Here is a 17,861-nt window from a genome sequence, read left to right on the forward strand (position 1 = left end):
ATAGATGTGTTTGCATACTCTTGTTAATTCTAGAACGAACAGGACATCATCATGACATTAACTAAATCACTAATAAGTGCATCAGTTATTGCAGTATTACTAAGCGGCTGTGAAATGAATAACACCGGTAAAGGCGCGGCTATTGGCGCAGCAGCAGGTGGCGTATTAGGCAAAGCAACAAGTAACCATAAAGATAAGCGAATTTTTATAGGCGCTGCCATTGGCGCACTAGCTGGCGCTGCAGTTGGTAACTATATGGATAAGCAAGAAGAAGCATTTCGCGATGAACTTGCAGGCTCTGGCGTTGAAGTTGTACGTGAAGGCGATAACCTGCGTTTAGTTATGCCATCTAATATTACGTTTGCGACCGACCAATCTTATATTTCGTCTGGCTTTAACGACACCTTAGATGCGATTGCTAAAGTGATGAACAAATACGAAAAAACGTACCTAAGTATTGAAGGCCATACAGATAGCACTGGTAAAGATAGCTACAACATGAATCTGTCGCGTGAGCGTGCTCAAAGCGTAAAAAACTACTTAGTTAACCAGCAAATTATGGCTGAGCGTGTAAGTACTATGGGTTATGGCGAAACACGTCCAATTGCGACTAACGATAGCGCAAATGGCCGTGCTCAAAACCGCCGTGTAGAAATTCAAATAGTACCAAACACTGAAGATTAATTTTTGTTGAACTGCAATTCACAAAGACGCTGATACAAAGGGGAGCTTGCGAGCAATTGCTGGTGGCTCCCTGTTGCTTTTATTTCCCCATTTTCCATTACTACAATTACATCTGCATGTTTAACCGTGGCAAGTCTATGAGCAATAATTAACGTGGTGCGATTTTGCATTAAGTGCTCAAGCGCCGCTTGTACATGATGCTCACTTTGCGCATCGAGTGCACTGGTTGCCTCATCAAGAAGCAGTATTTCAGGGTCTTTTAAAATAGCGCGTGCCAATACAATTCTCTGCTTTTGCCCGCCCGAAAGCCTTACCCCTTGCTCGCCTAAAAAGCTGTTATAACCTTGCGGTAATTGTTTAATAAATTCATCAGCATGGGCATGTTTTGCTGCGGCGTATACTTGCTCGTCAGTGGCATTTTGGTTGCCGTAACGAATGTTATGCATTACGTCTGAACTAAATAAAATAGGGTTTTGTGCCACCATGCCCATTTTACCTCTGAGGGTATTAAGCGATAAGTCTTTAATGTTTACATCATTAAATTTAATCGCGCCATTTGCTGGGTCGTAAAAGCGCTGTAGTAATTCAAATAACGTCGTTTTACCTGCGCCAGAGGGGCCAACAATGGCAACGGTTTTACCTTGCTCTATAGTTAAGCTTATTTTGTTAAGCGCGCTTACATCGGGGCGAGATGGGTAGTTAAAGCTAATGTTTTCAAGTTCGATAGCCGAGCTATTAGTGTTTACTAATAGCTTATCGTCTTGTGAAGTGATTGGGTTTTCTATTTCGCTTTTAACTGTAAGTAGCTCTAGTAAGCGCGCCGCAGCACCTGCTGCACGTTGCAGTTCGCCGTAAACCTCTGCAACGGTTGCCACCGACATAGCCACCATAATAGCGTAAAACACAAAGGCACCTAGCTCACCGCCAGTCATAGTACCTGCTAATACGTCACTACCGCCTACCCAAAGCATTGCGCTAATAGCGCTAAAAGTTAAAAATATGACCGCTGCAATTAAAAATGAGCGTTGCTTAATACGGCTTTTGGCCATACTAAAGGCTTTTTCGGTTTCAAGTGCAAAAGCGTGCTGCTCTTGTGCTTCATGGCTATAGCTTTGTACTACTTTAATATTTTGAATGATCTCGCCGGCATAGGTACTTATGTCGGCTATTGCATCTTGGCTAGAACTTGCAAGTTTTCGCACCTTTTTACCAAATACCATCATGGGTACTAATACCAGCGGCACACAAGCAACAACGACAAGGGTAAGCTTTAAGTTAGTAACTAACAGCATTACTAAGCCCCCCACCAACATTAATGCGCTACGCAGTGCCATAGAAAACGATGAGCCAATAATCGATTGCAATAAAGTGGTGTCGGTTGTTAAACGCGACATAAGCTCGCCACTGCGGTTTTCTTCAAAGTAGCTTGGGTGCAAGGTAACAATGCGATTAAACACCGCTTTGCGAATATCGTTACTGACGCGTTCGCCAATCCACGACATTAAATAAAAGCGGCTAAACGTGCCTACGGCCAATAAACTAATCAAACCAATAAGCACCAGTACAGCTTGTTGTAACTGGGCTTGGGAGCCTGCGATAAAGCCATGATCTATAACAAATTTAACGCCTTGCCCTAACGATAAGTTAACACCTGCTGTGACTAAAAGGGCAGCAAGCGCCGCTACTACCATCCATTTATACGGTTTAATAAACGCAAAAATAGGTAATAAACTACTAAAGGCGGCTTTTTCGGGCTTAGGTGTTATTTTTGACATAGTGGATTCTTTTTAAAGGTTAAGGTATAGATATGGCACTAAGATAATAAAAATCAATACTTTTAAATATTAGCCTCAATAAGGAAACGTTATGACTACAGCAACCGTAAGTGGAGAATTTAATGTAAACCTCGCCCCTATAGAAGGCTACGCAAGCGGCCAAAATGGTATTAATTTAGGGCGTATGTCGATAGATAAAACTTTTAAAGGTAGCTTAAATGCCACCAGCCAAGGCGAAATGCTAAGCGCTATGACACCGACGCAAGGCAGTGCCGGTTATGTTGCTATAGAGCAAGTAATAGGCGAGCTTGAAGGCAAAAAAGGCAGCTTTGTATTGCAGCATTTTGGTACTATGGATAAAGGCCAAGATAGCCTAATTTTAAACGTAATTCCCGATTCAGGCACTCATGAGCTAGAAGGGTTAACGGGCAGTATGAAAATACGTATTGAGCAAGGGATTCACCATTACGATTTTGAATACACGTTATAAGTTACACAAGGATTAAAATGCAAAAAGTAATCGAATTTAGAAAGACTCGTTTTTTGGGTGGCGTAGATATAGCTGCACTAAATGATCGCATACAGGAATTAAACCAAGATGGTTGGAAAGTAATAAACGCAGTGCCATTGACAGGCTTTTATGGGCAAGTGCACGGTTATACATTACTTATTGAAACTGACGAGCTTTAAATGACATTTACAGTATGGTTAAGCCTAGCGGCTATTTGCATGATGGGCGCAATGTCGCCAGGGCCAAGTTTGGCGGTGGTTTTAAAGCACTCACTTAACGGCAGTATGAAAAACGGTATGCTTGCCGCACTCAGCCATGGTACAGGCGTTGGCTTGTATGCCGGAGCATCGTTATTAGGGTTAGGCGCTTTAATGACGCAGTTTCCAACTGTTTATCAAATACTCGTTTACTTAGGTGCGGCCTATTTGGCGTATTTAGGCATAAAAATATTGCTAGCAAAACCAAGTAATAACGAACTTGAAGTACAAAAAAGTGAGGTAAGTGCAGCTAAAGCATTACAAGATGGCTTTGCCATTGCGTTTTTAAATCCAAAACTCGCTATTTTCTTTTTAGCTTTGTTCTCACAGTTTATTGACCCTCAGGCACTTACTTTAAGCATTGGTATTATTATGTGCTTAACAGTATTTGTAATTGATACCGGCTGGTATTTACTGGTGGCGTTACTTACAGAGGTTTCAAAAAATCGCTTTGGTTTTACTAAGCAAAACCCATGGCTTGATAAAATATTGGGAATTATATTTATTGCCCTTGCTGTTAAAGTAATTATTAGCGTGTGATAATTTGTCACACACTAGTAATATTAAAAACGATAGTTAACCGACATCATAACGGTAGTGGTGTTATCGGTATCAATAATGGGTGAGTCTTCAATATCAGAGTCGAGCTGTTGATAGTTAACCATAGCGTTTACGTTCCAGTTTTTATTAATGTAATACATTAAAAATAAACCCGCATTGTAGTTAACTGTTGAACCAAGCTCGTAAGGCGCATAGGTGGTAGATTCACCTTGTGCTACACCATAATAATAGTTAGATACATCACTGCTATTTAGCTCAACACCCACAGAAGGAATAAGCATTAATTGCTTAGATAACTTAATAGGGTAACTGTAACTGGTTTTAAATTTAGCGCCATCACCGTGGCCTATTACATCATGAGTAGCACTTGCACTTATTTTACCAAAACCCGCAGAGTAGCTAACCTTAGTGCCAGCATAAAGAGACAGTTTTCTGTCGTCTAAGGCTTTAATAGCTGCAAGGTTTGAATCTGAGGTATCAAAGTTATCGCCTGGCTCTAAAACTAATGACCAATTAAAACCTTGCTCCTCCACTAATTTATAATCAAGTGACAAACCTCTAAAACTAAGTCTTTCACCTTCGTAGGTAATGATAGGTAAAAAAAGTGTTTCACTGTCGGTTCCGGCATAAGGAGAGCTGGTAGAAATAACGCCGCCCCCTAATGAAAACTGCGACTCAGCCTGAGCAGCAATACTACAAAGCATTAGAGTGCCAACTAATATCCGTATTGAGTTTTTAATATAAGTGTTCATTAAAAGCCTTAGGTGTTAAATAAGTAAAAAGATAAATTGCTGAGACAATTTAAGTGCATCTCAAAACTAATAGGCTTTAGTGTAGCTATATTTACTGTTGGTGTTTGTAATAGAGTGTGTGAAAGTATATTTGAATGTAAGTGGCTAAATTGCATTGAAGCCGTTGATCACGTAAGTTAAATACAGTAAGCGTGTTTAACTATCTCAATAAATAAAGACACACATTTGATTAGATTAATAAAATGGGTATGAGGATAAACCAATGAGCAACCCTGTTTTAAAAAGTGCCAGCTTTGATCCCAAAGTGAAGCAATACTGGATGACTACGGCATGCCTTTTTAGCGCCTTAGCGCTGGTGACTATTCCGCTCATACCTGTGGTGTTAATTATTGTTTGGCTGGTGGCAGGTAAAATTTTAGCGGCTATGTCGGCGCAATTACTCACGCAAAAACTGGTTGTTAAACGCGGTATTTTATTTAAAGAAGAAAAATCGATACCACTTGAAAAAATAACCGATGTTGGGCTGAGCCAAGGACCGCTGATGCGTTTATTTGGCTTATACCGCTTAAGCTTTGAAACCGCTGGGCAATCTGGCCATGGTGCATTGGTGTCATTACTTGGTGTTGTTAACGCAAGTGAATTTAGAGAAGCCATACTTGAGCAAAAAGATAACTTAGCTGCGCAAGCACCTAAAATGGAAGAGTTTGCTGAAGATCACCTCAACCAAGCATTACTTGCCCGCTTAGTTGAGGTGGTAGAGCGAATAGATACGCGTTTGGCTGCTTTAGAGGCGAAGCGTTAAACGCTTTGTAATTGAGCTTGCCCCGCAAGCATACTTAGCTCTTTGGCACGGCTTTCAACAACCTGATACTCACGTGCTTTAATTGTGCTTATATAATTCCACTTAGCACTGGCTTGTGTGGGTGTAAAAGTAACGGTTAAATAGCCGCGCTCTACTAAATTATTATAAGCAAGGTCGTCAACTAACAAAGCAATCACTTGCTCTATTTGTGCCACGGTTTGCGCATCTTGTGTGTTTAGCGCTAAATACTTTTCAAGCCCTGGTGATGAAACCGATGCAGTTGCAAACTCCACTCCTGCATTTTGTGATGCTGCAATAGGGTTATTGGCATCAGTTTTAAGCTCTCCTGCCCAACCATTATGGGTATCACCGGCTAAAACCACTAAGTTTTTTTGTGCAGCAATAGCGGTGCCTAATAACACTTCTCGCTCGTAGGCATAGCCATCCCATGCATCAAGGTTATACGGTATGGTGGTTTCTACCCGTGCAAGCTCAGCGGCTGTAACGCTTGGGTCACCCGCTAATACTCGGCCTTTAATTTGCGCCAGCTCTGCAAATAAAATATTTGCCTGTGCGAGTAAAGCACTAGGATCGCCACCACTTGCTTGCGTACTTTGTAAGCTAGCTAGTAGCATCACTTCTACAGGTAAATGCATTTTGGTCATGAGCACTTGTTGCCCTAATACTTGCCACTGTGTACTTGAGGTCGTTATTGCATCGCTAAGCCAAGTAAGTTGTTCACTGCCTAATAATGCGCGATCACTCGCACCAATTGCTGCGGCAAATGCACTTTGCCCCGCAGGGGTTGTGAGATCAAAATCGCTATAGCTAAGCTGTTCATCACGGGCCAATACGCGGGTATCTAGCATGTATAAAGAAACTAAGTTACCAAATTCAAAGCGACGATAAATACGCTCTTTATCGGCTACATTACGAATTGGCATCCACTCAAAGTAAGCTTGGAGTGCATTGAGTTTACGTTGGCTAAATTCGCCTTCACCTTCGTTATGGTTTTCTGCGCCTTCGCGCCATGTGTCGTTGGTAATTTCGTGGTCGTCCCATACCGTTATAAATGCACAGTGGCTATGGGCTGCTTGTAAGTCGGTATCGAGGCGATAATTTGCATAGCGTTTTCTGTAATCGGTAAGCGCGATAATTTCACTGCTGTTATCAAGGGGGAGAAGTCGGTCTAATTGCGCAGCGTCTTCGGTTGCATAGCCAGTATTGCTGTACTCGTAAATGTAATCACCTAAATGTAATACGGCATCTAAATCGCTTTGCTTAGCAATTTCACCATACACATGGAAATACCCGGCAGGGTAATTTGCGCATGATACAACTGCTAGCTTTACTCTATCTACGTTACCTACAGGAAGCGTTTTTCCTTGCCCGGTAGGGGAGGTTTTTCCGTGTGCGTTAAAGCGATAGTAATAAACGGTGTTGGCATCGAGCCCTTGTAAATCAACTTTAAGCGTAAAATCGGTGGTATCACTTATGCGTGCTTCACCATCGTGAACAATATTAGTAAAGCTTTTATCTGTGGCGGCTTGCCACTGCACGTTTAATGTTTTAGTTGTTATATTAAGTGGGGTTACACGGGTCCAAATAATTAAGCTATCGCTTAGTGGGTCGCCGCTGGCGACACCGTGATCAAAGCTAACAGGTGTGTCGTCATCGTCATCAAACCTGCAACCTGTTAAACCAAGTGATAATACGGCAGCGCCAAATCCTGCTGCCGATGCTTTTAAAAAACTTCTCCGTGTAAATGCCATTGCTTTGTACCTATTAAGTGTAAAAAGCAAAGTGTAGGCAATTTAGGTTACTTTTTTATGAAGCAGTTAAAAAACTTCACTCACTTGCGTTGCGTTACAGGTTATAACCGTTACGTTTTCGTAGCCAACACGGGTTAGCGCTTCTGCGCTTAATGTGGCGCGAGCACCGCTGGCACAATGTAAGTAAATAGGGCGGGCTGCGTCTTTTTCTATTTCCATTAGCTTCATTTCAAGTAATCCGCGAGGAATATTAATTGCCCCAACCGCAGCTACATTGGCATGCTCAGCAGGTTCGCGCACATCAATAAGCAGCCCTTTATTTTGCTCAAGCTCTTGCTTTGCTTGAGCTGCATCAATGCGGCGCTGGTTAGGCGTGATAACTTTTAATAAATCAGGGATTGAGGTAAGCATGTGTTTATTCCTTAACGCCAAATTGCGTAGTAGTTTGATCATTGAGCGTCTATAGCTAGAGGCTGATTACATACACTTTAGTGTAGTAAAAATAGTTAGGCATATTTCTCTCGTCACTAAAGGTATAAGTATTCAGATAGCCAAAAATTAACTGTAGCCGCTCGTGTTGACTTTTAATTACTATATTGTTTTTTATTACATTAGTAAATTCTAATATTAGACATTTCTAATATATATATTTATACTTTATTCACTTCTTATAATAAGAGCATGTTATGAACATCGACTTTACGGCAATGGCTGGCAATGTAGCGCAAGCCGAACAGCTATTAAAAATTTTGGCTAATAAAAATCGCTTAATGATTTTATGTTCATTGCAAGATACAGAAATGAGCGTATCGCAACTAAACGAGGCTGTACCTTTGGCACAATCGGCACTTTCTCAACATTTAGCTGCACTTAGGAAAGCTAAAATAGTGGCTACTCGCCGCGAAAGCCAAACCATTTATTACCGGATTATTGACGATAATGCGGTGCAATTACTCGGCATGTTATATGGCTTGTTTTGTAAGGATTAATACTTGTGAGCATAATTGATAACGCAGTAAAAAGTAGTTTGAGTGGCCGTTTGCCGATCATTATTTTTGTGTTATCGGTTGTACTCGGGTTATTTGCACTTAAGCAAACAGCCCGTGAAGAAGAGCCACAAATTGTGGTGCCCATGCTCGATATTTACTTATCTACCCCAAATGTAGAAGCCCCCGAAGTGGCACGCTTAGCTACCGAACCGCTTGAAAAGTTACTAGCACAATTGCGGGGCGTTAAACATATTTACTCTACCACTCAAACTAATGGTGCAGTAGTAACACTTCGTTTTAAAGTGGGCCATAACCGAGAGCAAGCCATACTCGATACATATGCAAAGCTTTATAGCTATGAACATACAATGGCCCCCATTATAAGTAGTTGGCAAGTGCGCCCAGTGGAAGTGAATGATGTGCCTATTATTATGCTTGGGCTGTACAGTAAAGACCCAAAACTTTATAGCGACTATGAACTCACACGTTTTGCTAATGAGATAGCAAATAACCTCCAGCGTATACCTAGCACTAGTGAGGTTAAAGTAATAGCTGGGCGCGAACGGGCTTTAACTATAAACCTAAATGCAGCTGCATTAGCGGCGCACCAAACTACATTAAGCGACGTCTACTTTGCATTGCAAGCCTCTAATCAGTTGGCGCAAGTAGGTAGTGTTATTGATGGGCAACAACAAATAATGCTTCAAGCGGGTGATTTACTTAGAAATAAAACAGCCATTGAACAGCTTATCGTTAATGTTGTTAATGGTAAAAGTGTATACATAAGTGATATAGCAAACGTAATAGATGGCCCCACTGAGCCTACTAATTATCAATGGTTAGCCCAATCAAATAAACATCAAAGTTTACCTATGGTAACACTGAGTGTGGCCAAACAAGAGGGTGCTAACGCTGTTACAGTTGCTGATAATGTACATAGCGCAATGGCACAAATTAAAAGTACTTTATTACCAAATGAAATTGATTACACGATATTAAGAGATTACGGAAAAACAGCTAACGAAAAGGTAAATAACTTAACCTCTAGCTTAGTATTTGCGGTATTTACAGTTGTATTATTTGTAGGTGTATTTTTAGGCTGGCGTGCAGCTATTGTAGTGGGCCTTGCGGTACCTATTTGTTATGGGATTACGCTTTCGCTTGATTATGTATTTGGCTATAGCATTAACCGCGTGACCTTATTTGCACTTATTTTATCACTTGGTTTGCTAGTTGATGACCCTATTACTGGCATCGATAATATGAGCCGCTTTATAAATAAAAAAGGTGATAAAAAAAGCAATATTGTGGCGGCAATCAGCGAAATTCGTACACCGTTATTAATGTCTACGCTGACTATTATGTTTGCTTTTATACCTTTAGCTTTTATAAGTGGAATGATGGGGCCGTACATGGCACCTATGGCGTTTAATGTGCCAATAAGTGTAATGGTGTCTACTTTGGTGGCGTTTTTAGTCACCCCTTGGCTTGCAATTAAACTCTTAAAGCCAAACAGCGGCAAGCCTTTAACAGCAGATAAAGTAAGCATTTATGAACGTGTACTCACGCCCTTATTACATACTAAAACCCGTGCTAAGTGGGTACTCTGGATCACGCTATTGCTCTTTATTATTAGTGCATTATTACCTGTATTACGCTTAGTCCCACTTAAGCTTTTACCCTTTGACAACAAAAATGAAGTTCAAGTATTAATAGACATGCCAGAGGGCACAAGTTTAGAGCAAACAGCTGCATTTACTCAACAAGTGCAAGCACTTACATGGCAGCTGAATGAGGTTGACGAAATAGCTGCCTACATAGGTAAACCTTCAAGTATGGACTTTAACGCAATGGTTCGAGGCTATTACCGAAGAAACGCTAGCAACTTAGCAGAGCTTAGAGTATTACTATTTGATAAAGCTGATCGCGAGCAGCAGTCGCATGGTGTAGTTATGCGATTACGTAAACAACTAAGCCCTATAGCCGCTAATGGTATAAACATAAAAGTGGTTGAAGTTCCTCCTGGCCCGCCAGTATTAAGCACTCTAGTTGCCGAGGTTTATAAAGACCCATTTATTGATTCAAATACGCACACTTTAGCCGCACAGCAAATAGCTAAACGACTTCAGCAAGAGCCACATGTTGTTGAAGTAGATACCTCAATAGCTCAAAGCGCACCTCTAAAACGATTTATTACAGATAAAGGTAAAGCTGCGTTATCGGCAATATCAACCCAAGACATTGTACAAAGCTTACAAATTGCATCGCAGGGTATGGAAGTAGGTGTTATGTATGTAAGCGGCGAAACCAAGCCTGTTGCTATTAACTTACAGCTTCCATACCAGCAAAAAAATCAGTTTTCACAATTATTAGCTCTACAAATTAGAGGTGATAGGGATGTAGTTAAAAGCAGTAGTGAGTTTGGCTTAACAAGTGCGGCGCGACCTTTAGTATCACTCTCGGAAGTGGGTGAGTTTAGCAATTTAGATGTTGCTAAGCCTATTGTTAGAAAAGATCAACGAGATGTGATTTACGTTTTTGCAGAGTTAAATGGTCGTACTCCTGCCGCTGTTATTGCCGATGTAAATGCAGACTTTAATGCAAACCAAGAATCATTTTTTCAAAACGATTGGCCTAATAGGCACTTTTTAAATAACGGAGGGACCGCTGCTTGGCAATTACCACAGGGTACAAATGTTACCTTTAGTGGCGAAGGTGAGTGGCGTATAACCATTGATGTATTTAGAGATATGGGCATTGCATTTGCTTTCGCACTGAGCGCAATTTTTATTATTTTGCGCGTACAAACGAAATCGGTGAGTTTATCGTTAATTATAATGTCGGCTATTCCACTAACGGTAATTGGTATTATGCCGGGGTTTTGGTTATTAAATCAGTTTGGTGAGCGCACTATTGCACAAGCCCCAGAGCCGGTTTTATTTACCGCCACTGCGATGATAGGCATGATAGCGCTGGCTGGTATTGTGGTTCGTAATTCACTTATTTTAGTCGAGTTTATAAACCAAGCACGCGCACAGGGTATGGTAATTAAAGAGGCGCTTATAGCGGCTGGCACACACCGGATGCGCCCAGTCCTGTTAACTGCAGGCACAACTTTATTAGGTAATTTAGTGATTACCCTCGATCCAGTTTTTAGTGGGCTAGCAATAGCTATTATTTTTGGCATTGTGGCATCTACATTATTTTCGTTATTTGTAGTTCCCCTTGTTTACTATTTAGTGTTTGCAAATACAGAGGAAAATACTCATGCAGGGTAAATCAAAAATTTTGGGTTTAGTGTTTGCCTTATTTGTGATCATTATTGCAGTGTTATATATGGCAGGAAGCTTTACACAAAAGCAAACAGCGGGTTTAAAAAATATTGAAGCGCAAAGCTATAGTGGTAAACAAATAACAGTAGCACTTGAACCTATACAGCTAGTAGAGCGTGTACCTGGTAGTGTAATTGCAAAGCAAAATACGCAAATTTCCTCACGGGTTATGGCGCAAATAGAAAAGTTTAACGTACGCGCCGGCAACAGAGTATCAAAGGGGGATGTGCTTATTACGCTGCAACAAGATGACTTTAAAGCACAGGTTACACAAAGTAAGGCGCAAATCAGTGCAATTCAAGCCTCTCTCACTCAGGCAAAGAACCAGCTTGCGCGCGTAAAAGAATTGAGTGATAAAAAGTTGGTGTCGGTAAGTGAGCTCGATGATGCACAAGCCAAATTTGCTACCTTAACCGCTAATTTAGCTGTAGCTAAACAGCAGCAAGAGCAAGCTAAAATAGCGCTAAACTTTACGTCAATTACTGCGCCTATTGCTGGTGTAGTGGTAGAGCGATTAGCAGAGCCCGGTGATACTGTAACCCCTGGTACTTCACTTATGGCACTTTATAACCCTCTTCAGTTACAAGTAGAATTTAACATACGAGAGCGACAAGCTGTAAAGCTTAAAACTGGGGATGAGTTATCCGTTTTTTTCCCTTCTTTAAATATTCAAAGCCAAGCTATAGTAAGTGAAATAATTCCCGTGGCCGATAAAGCTGCACGAAGCTTATTGGTTAGGCTCGATTTTGATTCACAGTTAGGTTTGATCCCTGGTTTATATGCGCAGCTAGTTTTACCATTGAATAAGCACCAAGGAATATTAGTGCCTGAAGAGGCTGTGCATAATTTTGGTGAGTTAAATATGGTGTACGTTATAGAAAACCAAAATATTCAAAGGCGCTTTATACGTTTAGGAGACATTATAGACGGGCGGCAGCATATTATCGCAGGGCTCAATCCCGGCGATAAGCTTGCTATTGAATACGACCCTAAATAAAGGTCGCAATTTCATTAAGCGATTTTTTATCAAGTGCATGGGCAGGTACTGTGGCATCATCGCTTGGGTAGCCTGCAATAAGTAACATGTAAGGGCGTTCGTTATCTTTATCTCGCTTACATATATCGGTTAAAAAGCTCATTGGTTTTGGGGTATGGGTAAGTGTTGCTAAACCACTACGGTGTAGAGCTTGAATTAAAAAGCCGGTAGCTAAGCCAACAGACTCATGCACATAATAATTGGTGTTTTTATCATCGGTGTTTACGCCGCCCTTTTTTTGACTAAATACTGCAATAAGCCAAGGCGCGTGTTCTAAATAAGGTTTACTAGCATCGGTGCCTAACGGCTTTAGCGCATCGAGCCATTCTTCTCCTGCTCTGCCTTCATAAAATGAGCGCTCTAGTTTTTCGGCGGCCTCTCTTATTTGTTTTTTTACATCGCTACTGTTTATAGCCACAAAATGCCACGGTTGGTGATTGGCCCCACTTGGCGCAGTACCAGCTGCTTTAATACATGCTTCAATTATATTTTTAGGTACTGGGCGGTCGCTAAAGCTGCGAATACTATGGCGGCGTTGACTGGTTTGTAAAAACTCATTTGCACGCTTTAGCATTTCATCGTGAGGGTATTCTATAAAGTCGTTTAGTGGTTGGCTTTGATGTTTTTGCATGGCTTTACGCTTCTTATAAATAGTGTGTGTGGTTTTTATACCGACTGAATAAATGCTAGGCAAGTATTATTACCTAGTGTGTTTATTTATTGTTACAAAATTAACTGCGGTGTAACTTATGTTCCTTTTTTTAATGTGGTATAAAAAGCGCAATAAAAAAACTATTAGAATTCAAGGAAGTAAAAATGCTATCAATAACAGGGTTATCTAAAACCTACGATAATGGCGTACATGCACTACAAGGTGTTGATTTATCAATAGGAAAAGGGATGTTTGGGCTGCTTGGTCCAAATGGCGCAGGTAAATCGTCACTTATGCGCACTATTTCCACGTTGCAATCTGCCGATTCGGGTTCAATTACTTTTGATGGTATAGATGTTTTTAAAGACCCACAGGCTCTGCGTCAACGTTTAGGTTATCTACCGCAAGATTTTGGTGTTTACCCACGTGTTAGTGCTTACGACTTGCTGGACCACATGGCTGTTTTGAAGGGCATTCATAACAAAGGCGAGCGTAAAGAGTCAGTGGAAGGCTTGCTTGCACATACTAATTTATATCAACATCGCTCAAAAGCCGTAAGTGGCTTTTCGGGCGGTATGCGTCAGCGTTTTGGTATTGCACAAGCCTTACTTGGCGACCCTGATTTACTAATCGTTGATGAACCAACTGCAGGGTTAGACCCTGAAGAGCGAAATCGCTTTCATAACTTGTTAGTAAGCTTAGGTGAGCAAAAAGTCGTTATATTATCGACCCACATAGTTGAAGACGTAGCAGAACTTTGCCCAAACATGGCCGTACTCGCAGACGGAAAAATACTATTAGAGGGCAACCCAATAGCCCTTACCGATAAACTCCAAGGACAAATTTGGCGCAAAGCCATGAGCCAAGAAGAAGCGCTAGAGCTTGAACCGCAATTGCCTGTTATTTCAAAACGCTTATTTGCTGGGCAAACCATATTACATGTATTAGCCAATGAAGCCCCTGAAGGTTTTGAGCTCAGCAGTGCAAACCTAGAAGATGTGTATTTTTCTACATTGCTTAATCATCGTAACAGCCAAGTAGTATAAGGGGGCGCTATGTTTTTTAATATGCTCGCGTTTGAGCTGCGCTACTTTGTGCGCCAGCCTTCGTTTTATGTGACCTCATTAATATTCTTTTTTATGGCGTTTTTTATAAGCTCCAGTAGTAAGTTTCCGTTAGGTGGAGCTAATGTTCATATGAACTCGCCTTATACCATTATGGTTTTAACGGTTACCTTTTGTACGCTTGCTATGTTTTTAGTGGTTAACTTTGTTGCAAGCTCTGCGATTCGCAACAGCGAGACCAAAATGGATGAGCTGGTGTTTAGTAAGCCCGTTAACCCGCTTGCTTATCAATCAGGGCGTTTTTTTGGTTCTTACTTAGTTGTACTTATTGTGTTTTTAAGCGTGCCATTAGGCGTGTTTTTGGGATCTCAATTTGGCTTGTTGGTTGGCTGGCTCGATAGTGAGCTAGTAGGCCCTAATAAGTTCATATATTACGCTGCGCCTTTTTTATATTTAGCAGTGCCAAGCTTATTGGTGCTCAGTGCTATTTTTAATAGTGTGGCGGTTTACTTTAAAACCATGATGGCGGTATATGTAACGGCCGTGGTGGTTTATATAACCTACCAATTGGCGAGTATCTATTTTGACGATTTAGCGTTTAGAAATATTGTTGTTTACGCAGACCCATTTGGCACAGGGTCGTTAGTTGACTTAACCCGTTACTGGACTGTAAGTGATAAAAATACTGAAGTGTTAACGCTTTCGGGCGATTTTTTAATTAACCGTATTTTATGGGTAGCAATAAGTTTAGCTATATTTTTTGGCCTCGGAAAGTTAGGTAATCGCGTAGTCACTAAAAAACAGAAAAAGCAATTTGCTGTCTCTACGTTTGTAAAAAATAAACAAGCAGCACTTATTAGCAGCGCTAAAAATTACAAGTCAAAAGGGGTAAATACGAAATCGCAATTAGTAATGCGCAGCTTATTTGAACTCAAGCAAGTTATATTAAGTGCCCCTTTTATGATTTTAGCGGGTGTCAGTATTACTATGTTACTCGCACCACTTTTTGCGCCTATTGGCCCATATGGCACAACGGATTGGCCGCTCACACAAAATATGGTGGGCATTATTCAAAATTCCTCCGCTTTGTTTATGTTTATCATTATTGCTTATTACAGTGCAGAGCTGGTTTGGCGAGAACGCCACAGTGGTATGGGCGATATTGTTGACAGCTACCCGGTGCATAACAGTGTGTTTTGGGTATCTAAAATTATCGCGTTAATCACTGCGGTTTGTGGTCTTTATTTAGTAGGCATGATGTTTACCATTGCAGTGCAACTATTTAAGGGGCAATTTAACCTAGAGCTTGGCCAGTACTTATTTAGATTAGGCTACCTTACATTACTGCCTTTAATTATGATGGCTATTTTGGCGTTCTTTTTACAAATAATTAGCCCTAATAAATACATAGGTATGGGTTTGTTTATTCTGTATTACATTGCTCAAATGGTAATGGGTGCCTACGGGTTTGAGCATCATATGTATCATTTTTCACAAAGCAGCAGCGTACCGTATTCAGACATAAACGGTTATGGACATTTTTTACAAGGCGCGCATTGGTATACCCTATATTGGGGTGCATTGAGTGTGTTTTTAGCTATTGTAGGATTTGCTTTATGGCATCGCGGTCCATCGCAAACATTGCGTACTCGTTTATCTTTAGTGCGTTACAACATGTCTTTAAAAGGCCAGATTGCAGCCGTTATAAGTTTATTGGTATTTGTGGGCGCAGGTTATAACATTTATTACAACACTCGTGTAATCAACGAGTTTGTAACAAGTGATGATAACAAAGCGCTACAAGTAAGGTATGAGCAAGAGTTCTCACAATACAAAGATTTACCGCTGCCTATAATAACTGATGTTGATTTACACATTGATATTTATCCTAAAAAGCGTGCTTTAAACGCTGTGGCTAAAATTAAGTTTACCAATACCGCAAACGAGCCAATAACCCGTGTGTTAATTAATGAGCCTAGCCAATCTAAAAGCTGGGATGTAAAAATGGCGGGCGGGAAAATAGTCGAGCGTTTAACCGATTTTGACATGGTATGGTTTGAGTTTGAACAACCGCTAATGCCTAACGAAGTTCGCGAAGGAGAGCTTTCTGTTTCTCGTGAACACGACGGCTTTGTTGATAGAAGATCTGATACTCAACTCGTGCACAACGGTACATTTGTAAATAATGAAGAGCTATTACCAAATTTTGGTTATCAAAAGTATTTTCAAATTGCCGATAAGTATGAGCGCCGTAAGCACGATTTACCCGAGCTTGAGCGAGCACATAAAGTAGAAGACAGCCGCTATTATACGCAAAATCAGTTTGGGCCTGCTAATGGGTTTATAAACTATAAGGCAACGGTAACCACCGATGAGTCACAATTTGCTATTACACCTGGTTATTTAAAAAGTGAGAGTGTAAAAGACGGACGACGTACTTTTGTTTATAAAATGGATGCGCCTATTTTAAACTTTTATTCTGTGCTTTCGGCAGAGCTTGAAAGTAAAAAGGTTGAGCACAACGGTGTAAACATTGAGGTGTACTACCACAAAGATCATGCATGGAATGTTGACCGTATGATTGAGTCGGTACAAGACTCAATAGATTACTACACGCAAGCATTTGGGCCATATCAGCATAAGCAGTTACGTATTATTGAGTTTCCTAAGTATCGCTCGTTTGCGCAAAGTTTTGCCAATACGGTACCTTACTCAGAAAGTATGGGCTTTATTACAGACTTAAGAGATGAGAGTAAAGTTGACTACCCTTACTATGTAACCGCACATGAAGTTGCACACCAATGGTGGGGGCATCAAGTATCGGGTGCTAATGTAGAAGGCAGTGCCGTTATTTCTGAATCGCTCTCCCAATACAGCGCACTTATGGTGCTAAAAAAACGCTTTGGCGCCGAGAAGCTTCGTAAATTCTTAAAGTACGAGTTAGATAGATACTTAATGGGCCGTACTGGCGAAGCCTTTGAAGAAATGCCGCTGTATAAAACGCAGTCTCAACAATATCTTCATTACAATAAAGGATCGGTTGTGATGATGGCTTTGTATGACCGATTAGGTGAAAAGCGCTTAAATGCCGCACTTAAAGCGTTTTTGAATGAGTTTAAATACCAATCAATGCCATACCCAACCACACTTGATTTACTTAGTTATTTAAAGCGAGATGCAACACAAGTTGAACAACGTTTTATTGATGATCAGTTTAAATATATAACGCTTTATGAGCTTGAAATGAAAGAAGTGTCGGTTACAGATGATGTTGATAGCGAAGGTTTTTATACAGTAACACTGAGCGTTGAAGCAACTAAGCAGCATGCCGATGGACAAGGTGAAGAAACCGAGCAGCCGCTCGATGAGCTAATTGATATTGCATTATTTAGTGATGACCCTGAAAACCTACTCGCTGAAGACTTTGTTATTTACTCGCAAAAGCATCAAATAGTGTCTGGTACCAATACTATTGAGCTTAAAGTAAAAGAAAAGCCAATGTTTGCAGGGGTAGACCCATACATTAAGCTTGTAGATAAAGACAGTAAAAACAATCTAGCTAAGTTTTAACGATTAGCTACTAACTTAAAGGCCGCATTTAGTGCGGCCTTTTTTGTTTTAGCTAATGTGTATAACACTAACCTCAATAATACTTAACCTGAACTCTGGTTAAG

At 40.7% G+C, this 17,861-nt stretch carries 15 protein-coding genes; 10 read left to right on the plus strand and 5 right to left on the minus strand.

All coding sequences use genetic code 11. The features are described 5' to 3' along the window. The first annotated feature begins 51 nt into the window (after positions 1–51). The gene (locus tag CWC11_RS19565; RefSeq protein WP_058547912.1) at positions 52–684 is read left to right on the plus strand and encodes a YiaD family glycine zipper/OmpA-like lipoprotein; all 633 of its coding nucleotides are present in this window, start codon (positions 52–54) and stop codon (positions 682–684) included. Here CWC11_RS19565 and CWC11_RS19570 read toward each other — a convergent pair. Beyond that, positions 681–2,459, minus strand: coding sequence for an ABC transporter transmembrane domain-containing protein (locus CWC11_RS19570; RefSeq protein WP_138684027.1), 1,779 nt, complete (start codon positions 2,457–2,459; stop codon positions 681–683). The two genes, CWC11_RS19565 and CWC11_RS19570, sit on opposite strands and share 4 nt — an antisense overlap. A 91-nt stretch (positions 2,460–2,550) precedes the next feature. Here CWC11_RS19570 and CWC11_RS19575 point away from each other — a divergent pair, with 91 nt between their 5' ends. Genes CWC11_RS19575 through CWC11_RS19585 form a run of 3 tightly spaced genes read left to right on the plus strand, consistent with a single transcriptional unit; the run spans position 2,551 to position 3,767 of the window. Next, positions 2,551–2,949 (plus strand): DUF3224 domain-containing protein, encoded by a 399-nt coding sequence (locus CWC11_RS19575; protein WP_138684028.1) that lies wholly within the window; start codon positions 2,551–2,553, stop codon positions 2,947–2,949. Positions 2,950–2,966: 17 nt separating this feature from the next. Further along, positions 2,967–3,149, plus strand: coding sequence for a hypothetical protein (locus CWC11_RS19580; RefSeq protein WP_126008475.1), 183 nt, complete (start codon positions 2,967–2,969; stop codon positions 3,147–3,149). Beyond that, on the plus strand, positions 3,150–3,767 hold the full coding sequence (locus CWC11_RS19585) for a LysE family translocator (RefSeq protein WP_138684029.1): 618 nt from the start codon (positions 3,150–3,152) through the stop codon (positions 3,765–3,767). Between the two features lie 23 nt (positions 3,768–3,790). Here CWC11_RS19585 and CWC11_RS19590 read toward each other — a convergent pair whose 3' ends face one another. Further along, a complete protein-coding gene (locus CWC11_RS19590) occupies positions 3,791–4,540 on the minus strand; it encodes a MipA/OmpV family protein (RefSeq protein WP_138684030.1) in 750 nt (249 codons plus the stop codon). Between the two features lie 262 nt (positions 4,541–4,802). Between CWC11_RS19590 and CWC11_RS19595 the strand changes: the two genes are divergently transcribed. Then, the gene (locus CWC11_RS19595) at positions 4,803–5,342 is read left to right on the plus strand and encodes a PH domain-containing protein (protein WP_138684031.1); all 540 of its coding nucleotides are present in this window, start codon (positions 4,803–4,805) and stop codon (positions 5,340–5,342) included. Here the strand turns inward: CWC11_RS19595 and CWC11_RS19600 are convergent. Both CWC11_RS19600 and CWC11_RS19605 read right to left on the minus strand, forming a co-directional pair. Further along, positions 5,339–7,114: an alkaline phosphatase D family protein gene (locus CWC11_RS19600; protein WP_138684032.1), complete on the minus strand. Its 1,776-nt coding sequence runs from the start codon at positions 7,112–7,114 to the stop codon at positions 5,339–5,341. The genes CWC11_RS19595 and CWC11_RS19600 overlap by 4 nt on opposite strands. A gap of 66 nt (positions 7,115–7,180) precedes the next feature. Then, a complete protein-coding gene (locus tag CWC11_RS19605) occupies positions 7,181–7,525 on the minus strand; it encodes a rhodanese-like domain-containing protein (RefSeq protein WP_138684033.1) in 345 nt (114 codons plus the stop codon). Between the two features lie 275 nt (positions 7,526–7,800). Between CWC11_RS19605 and CWC11_RS19610 the strand changes: the two genes are divergently transcribed. From CWC11_RS19610 to CWC11_RS19620, 3 genes are read left to right on the plus strand one after another with little or no spacing between them, the layout of a single operon-like run. Further along, positions 7,801–8,103, plus strand: a complete 303-nt coding sequence (locus CWC11_RS19610; protein ID WP_138684034.1) for an ArsR/SmtB family transcription factor — start codon at positions 7,801–7,803, stop codon at positions 8,101–8,103. A 5-nt stretch (positions 8,104–8,108) separates the two neighbouring features. Further along, positions 8,109–11,381 (plus strand): efflux RND transporter permease subunit, encoded by a 3,273-nt coding sequence (locus CWC11_RS19615; RefSeq protein WP_138684035.1) that lies wholly within the window; start codon positions 8,109–8,111, stop codon positions 11,379–11,381. After that, a complete protein-coding gene (locus tag CWC11_RS19620; RefSeq protein ID WP_138684036.1) occupies positions 11,371–12,432 on the plus strand; it encodes an efflux RND transporter periplasmic adaptor subunit in 1,062 nt (353 codons plus the stop codon). The genes CWC11_RS19615 and CWC11_RS19620 overlap by 11 nt, the downstream gene beginning before the upstream one ends. On the opposite strand, the gene CWC11_RS19625 is transcribed toward CWC11_RS19620, so the two are convergent. Further along, positions 12,425–13,102: a nitroreductase family protein gene (locus CWC11_RS19625; RefSeq protein WP_138684037.1), complete on the minus strand. Its 678-nt coding sequence runs from the start codon at positions 13,100–13,102 to the stop codon at positions 12,425–12,427. The two genes, CWC11_RS19620 and CWC11_RS19625, sit on opposite strands and share 8 nt — an antisense overlap. 185 nt (positions 13,103–13,287) lie before the next feature. Between CWC11_RS19625 and CWC11_RS19630 the strand changes: the two genes are divergently transcribed. Further along, positions 13,288–14,169 (plus strand): ABC transporter ATP-binding protein, encoded by an 882-nt coding sequence (locus CWC11_RS19630; RefSeq protein ID WP_138684038.1) that lies wholly within the window; start codon positions 13,288–13,290, stop codon positions 14,167–14,169. A 9-nt stretch (positions 14,170–14,178) separates the two neighbouring features. Next, positions 14,179–17,757: an ABC transporter permease/M1 family aminopeptidase gene (locus CWC11_RS19635; protein ID WP_138684039.1), complete on the plus strand. Its 3,579-nt coding sequence runs from the start codon at positions 14,179–14,181 to the stop codon at positions 17,755–17,757. The last annotated feature ends 104 nt before the right edge of the window (positions 17,758–17,861 follow it).

Origin of the sequence: Pseudoalteromonas sp. S3178 (assembly GCF_005886985.1) — a bacterium.
Classification (GTDB): domain Bacteria; phylum Pseudomonadota; class Gammaproteobacteria; order Enterobacterales; family Alteromonadaceae; genus Pseudoalteromonas; species Pseudoalteromonas carrageenovora.

What these genes read in the sequence shown, in the direction of transcription:
- CWC11_RS19565 (WP_058547912.1), top strand. Translation starts at nt 52, where the DNA reads ATGACATTAACTAAATCACTAATAAGTGCATCAGTTATTGCAGTATTA.
- CWC11_RS19570 (WP_138684027.1), bottom strand. Translation starts at nt 2,459, where the DNA reads ATGTCAAAAATAACACCTAAGCCCGAAAAAGCCGCCTTTAGTAGTTTA.
- CWC11_RS19575 (WP_138684028.1), top strand. Translation starts at nt 2,551, where the DNA reads ATGACTACAGCAACCGTAAGTGGAGAATTTAATGTAAACCTCGCCCCT.
- CWC11_RS19580 (WP_126008475.1), top strand. Translation starts at nt 2,967, where the DNA reads ATGCAAAAAGTAATCGAATTTAGAAAGACTCGTTTTTTGGGTGGCGTA.
- CWC11_RS19585 (WP_138684029.1), top strand. Translation starts at nt 3,150, where the DNA reads ATGACATTTACAGTATGGTTAAGCCTAGCGGCTATTTGCATGATGGGC.
- CWC11_RS19590 (WP_138684030.1), bottom strand. Translation starts at nt 4,540, where the DNA reads ATGAACACTTATATTAAAAACTCAATACGGATATTAGTTGGCACTCTA.
- CWC11_RS19595 (WP_138684031.1), top strand. Translation starts at nt 4,803, where the DNA reads ATGAGCAACCCTGTTTTAAAAAGTGCCAGCTTTGATCCCAAAGTGAAG.
- CWC11_RS19600 (WP_138684032.1), bottom strand. Translation starts at nt 7,114, where the DNA reads ATGGCATTTACACGGAGAAGTTTTTTAAAAGCATCGGCAGCAGGATTT.
- CWC11_RS19605 (WP_138684033.1), bottom strand. Translation starts at nt 7,525, where the DNA reads ATGCTTACCTCAATCCCTGATTTATTAAAAGTTATCACGCCTAACCAG.
- CWC11_RS19610 (WP_138684034.1), top strand. Translation starts at nt 7,801, where the DNA reads ATGAACATCGACTTTACGGCAATGGCTGGCAATGTAGCGCAAGCCGAA.
- CWC11_RS19620 (WP_138684036.1), top strand. Translation starts at nt 11,371, where the DNA reads ATGCAGGGTAAATCAAAAATTTTGGGTTTAGTGTTTGCCTTATTTGTG.
- CWC11_RS19625 (WP_138684037.1), bottom strand. Translation starts at nt 13,102, where the DNA reads ATGCAAAAACATCAAAGCCAACCACTAAACGACTTTATAGAATACCCT.
- CWC11_RS19630 (WP_138684038.1), top strand. Translation starts at nt 13,288, where the DNA reads ATGCTATCAATAACAGGGTTATCTAAAACCTACGATAATGGCGTACAT.
- CWC11_RS19635 (WP_138684039.1), top strand. Translation starts at nt 14,179, where the DNA reads ATGTTTTTTAATATGCTCGCGTTTGAGCTGCGCTACTTTGTGCGCCAG.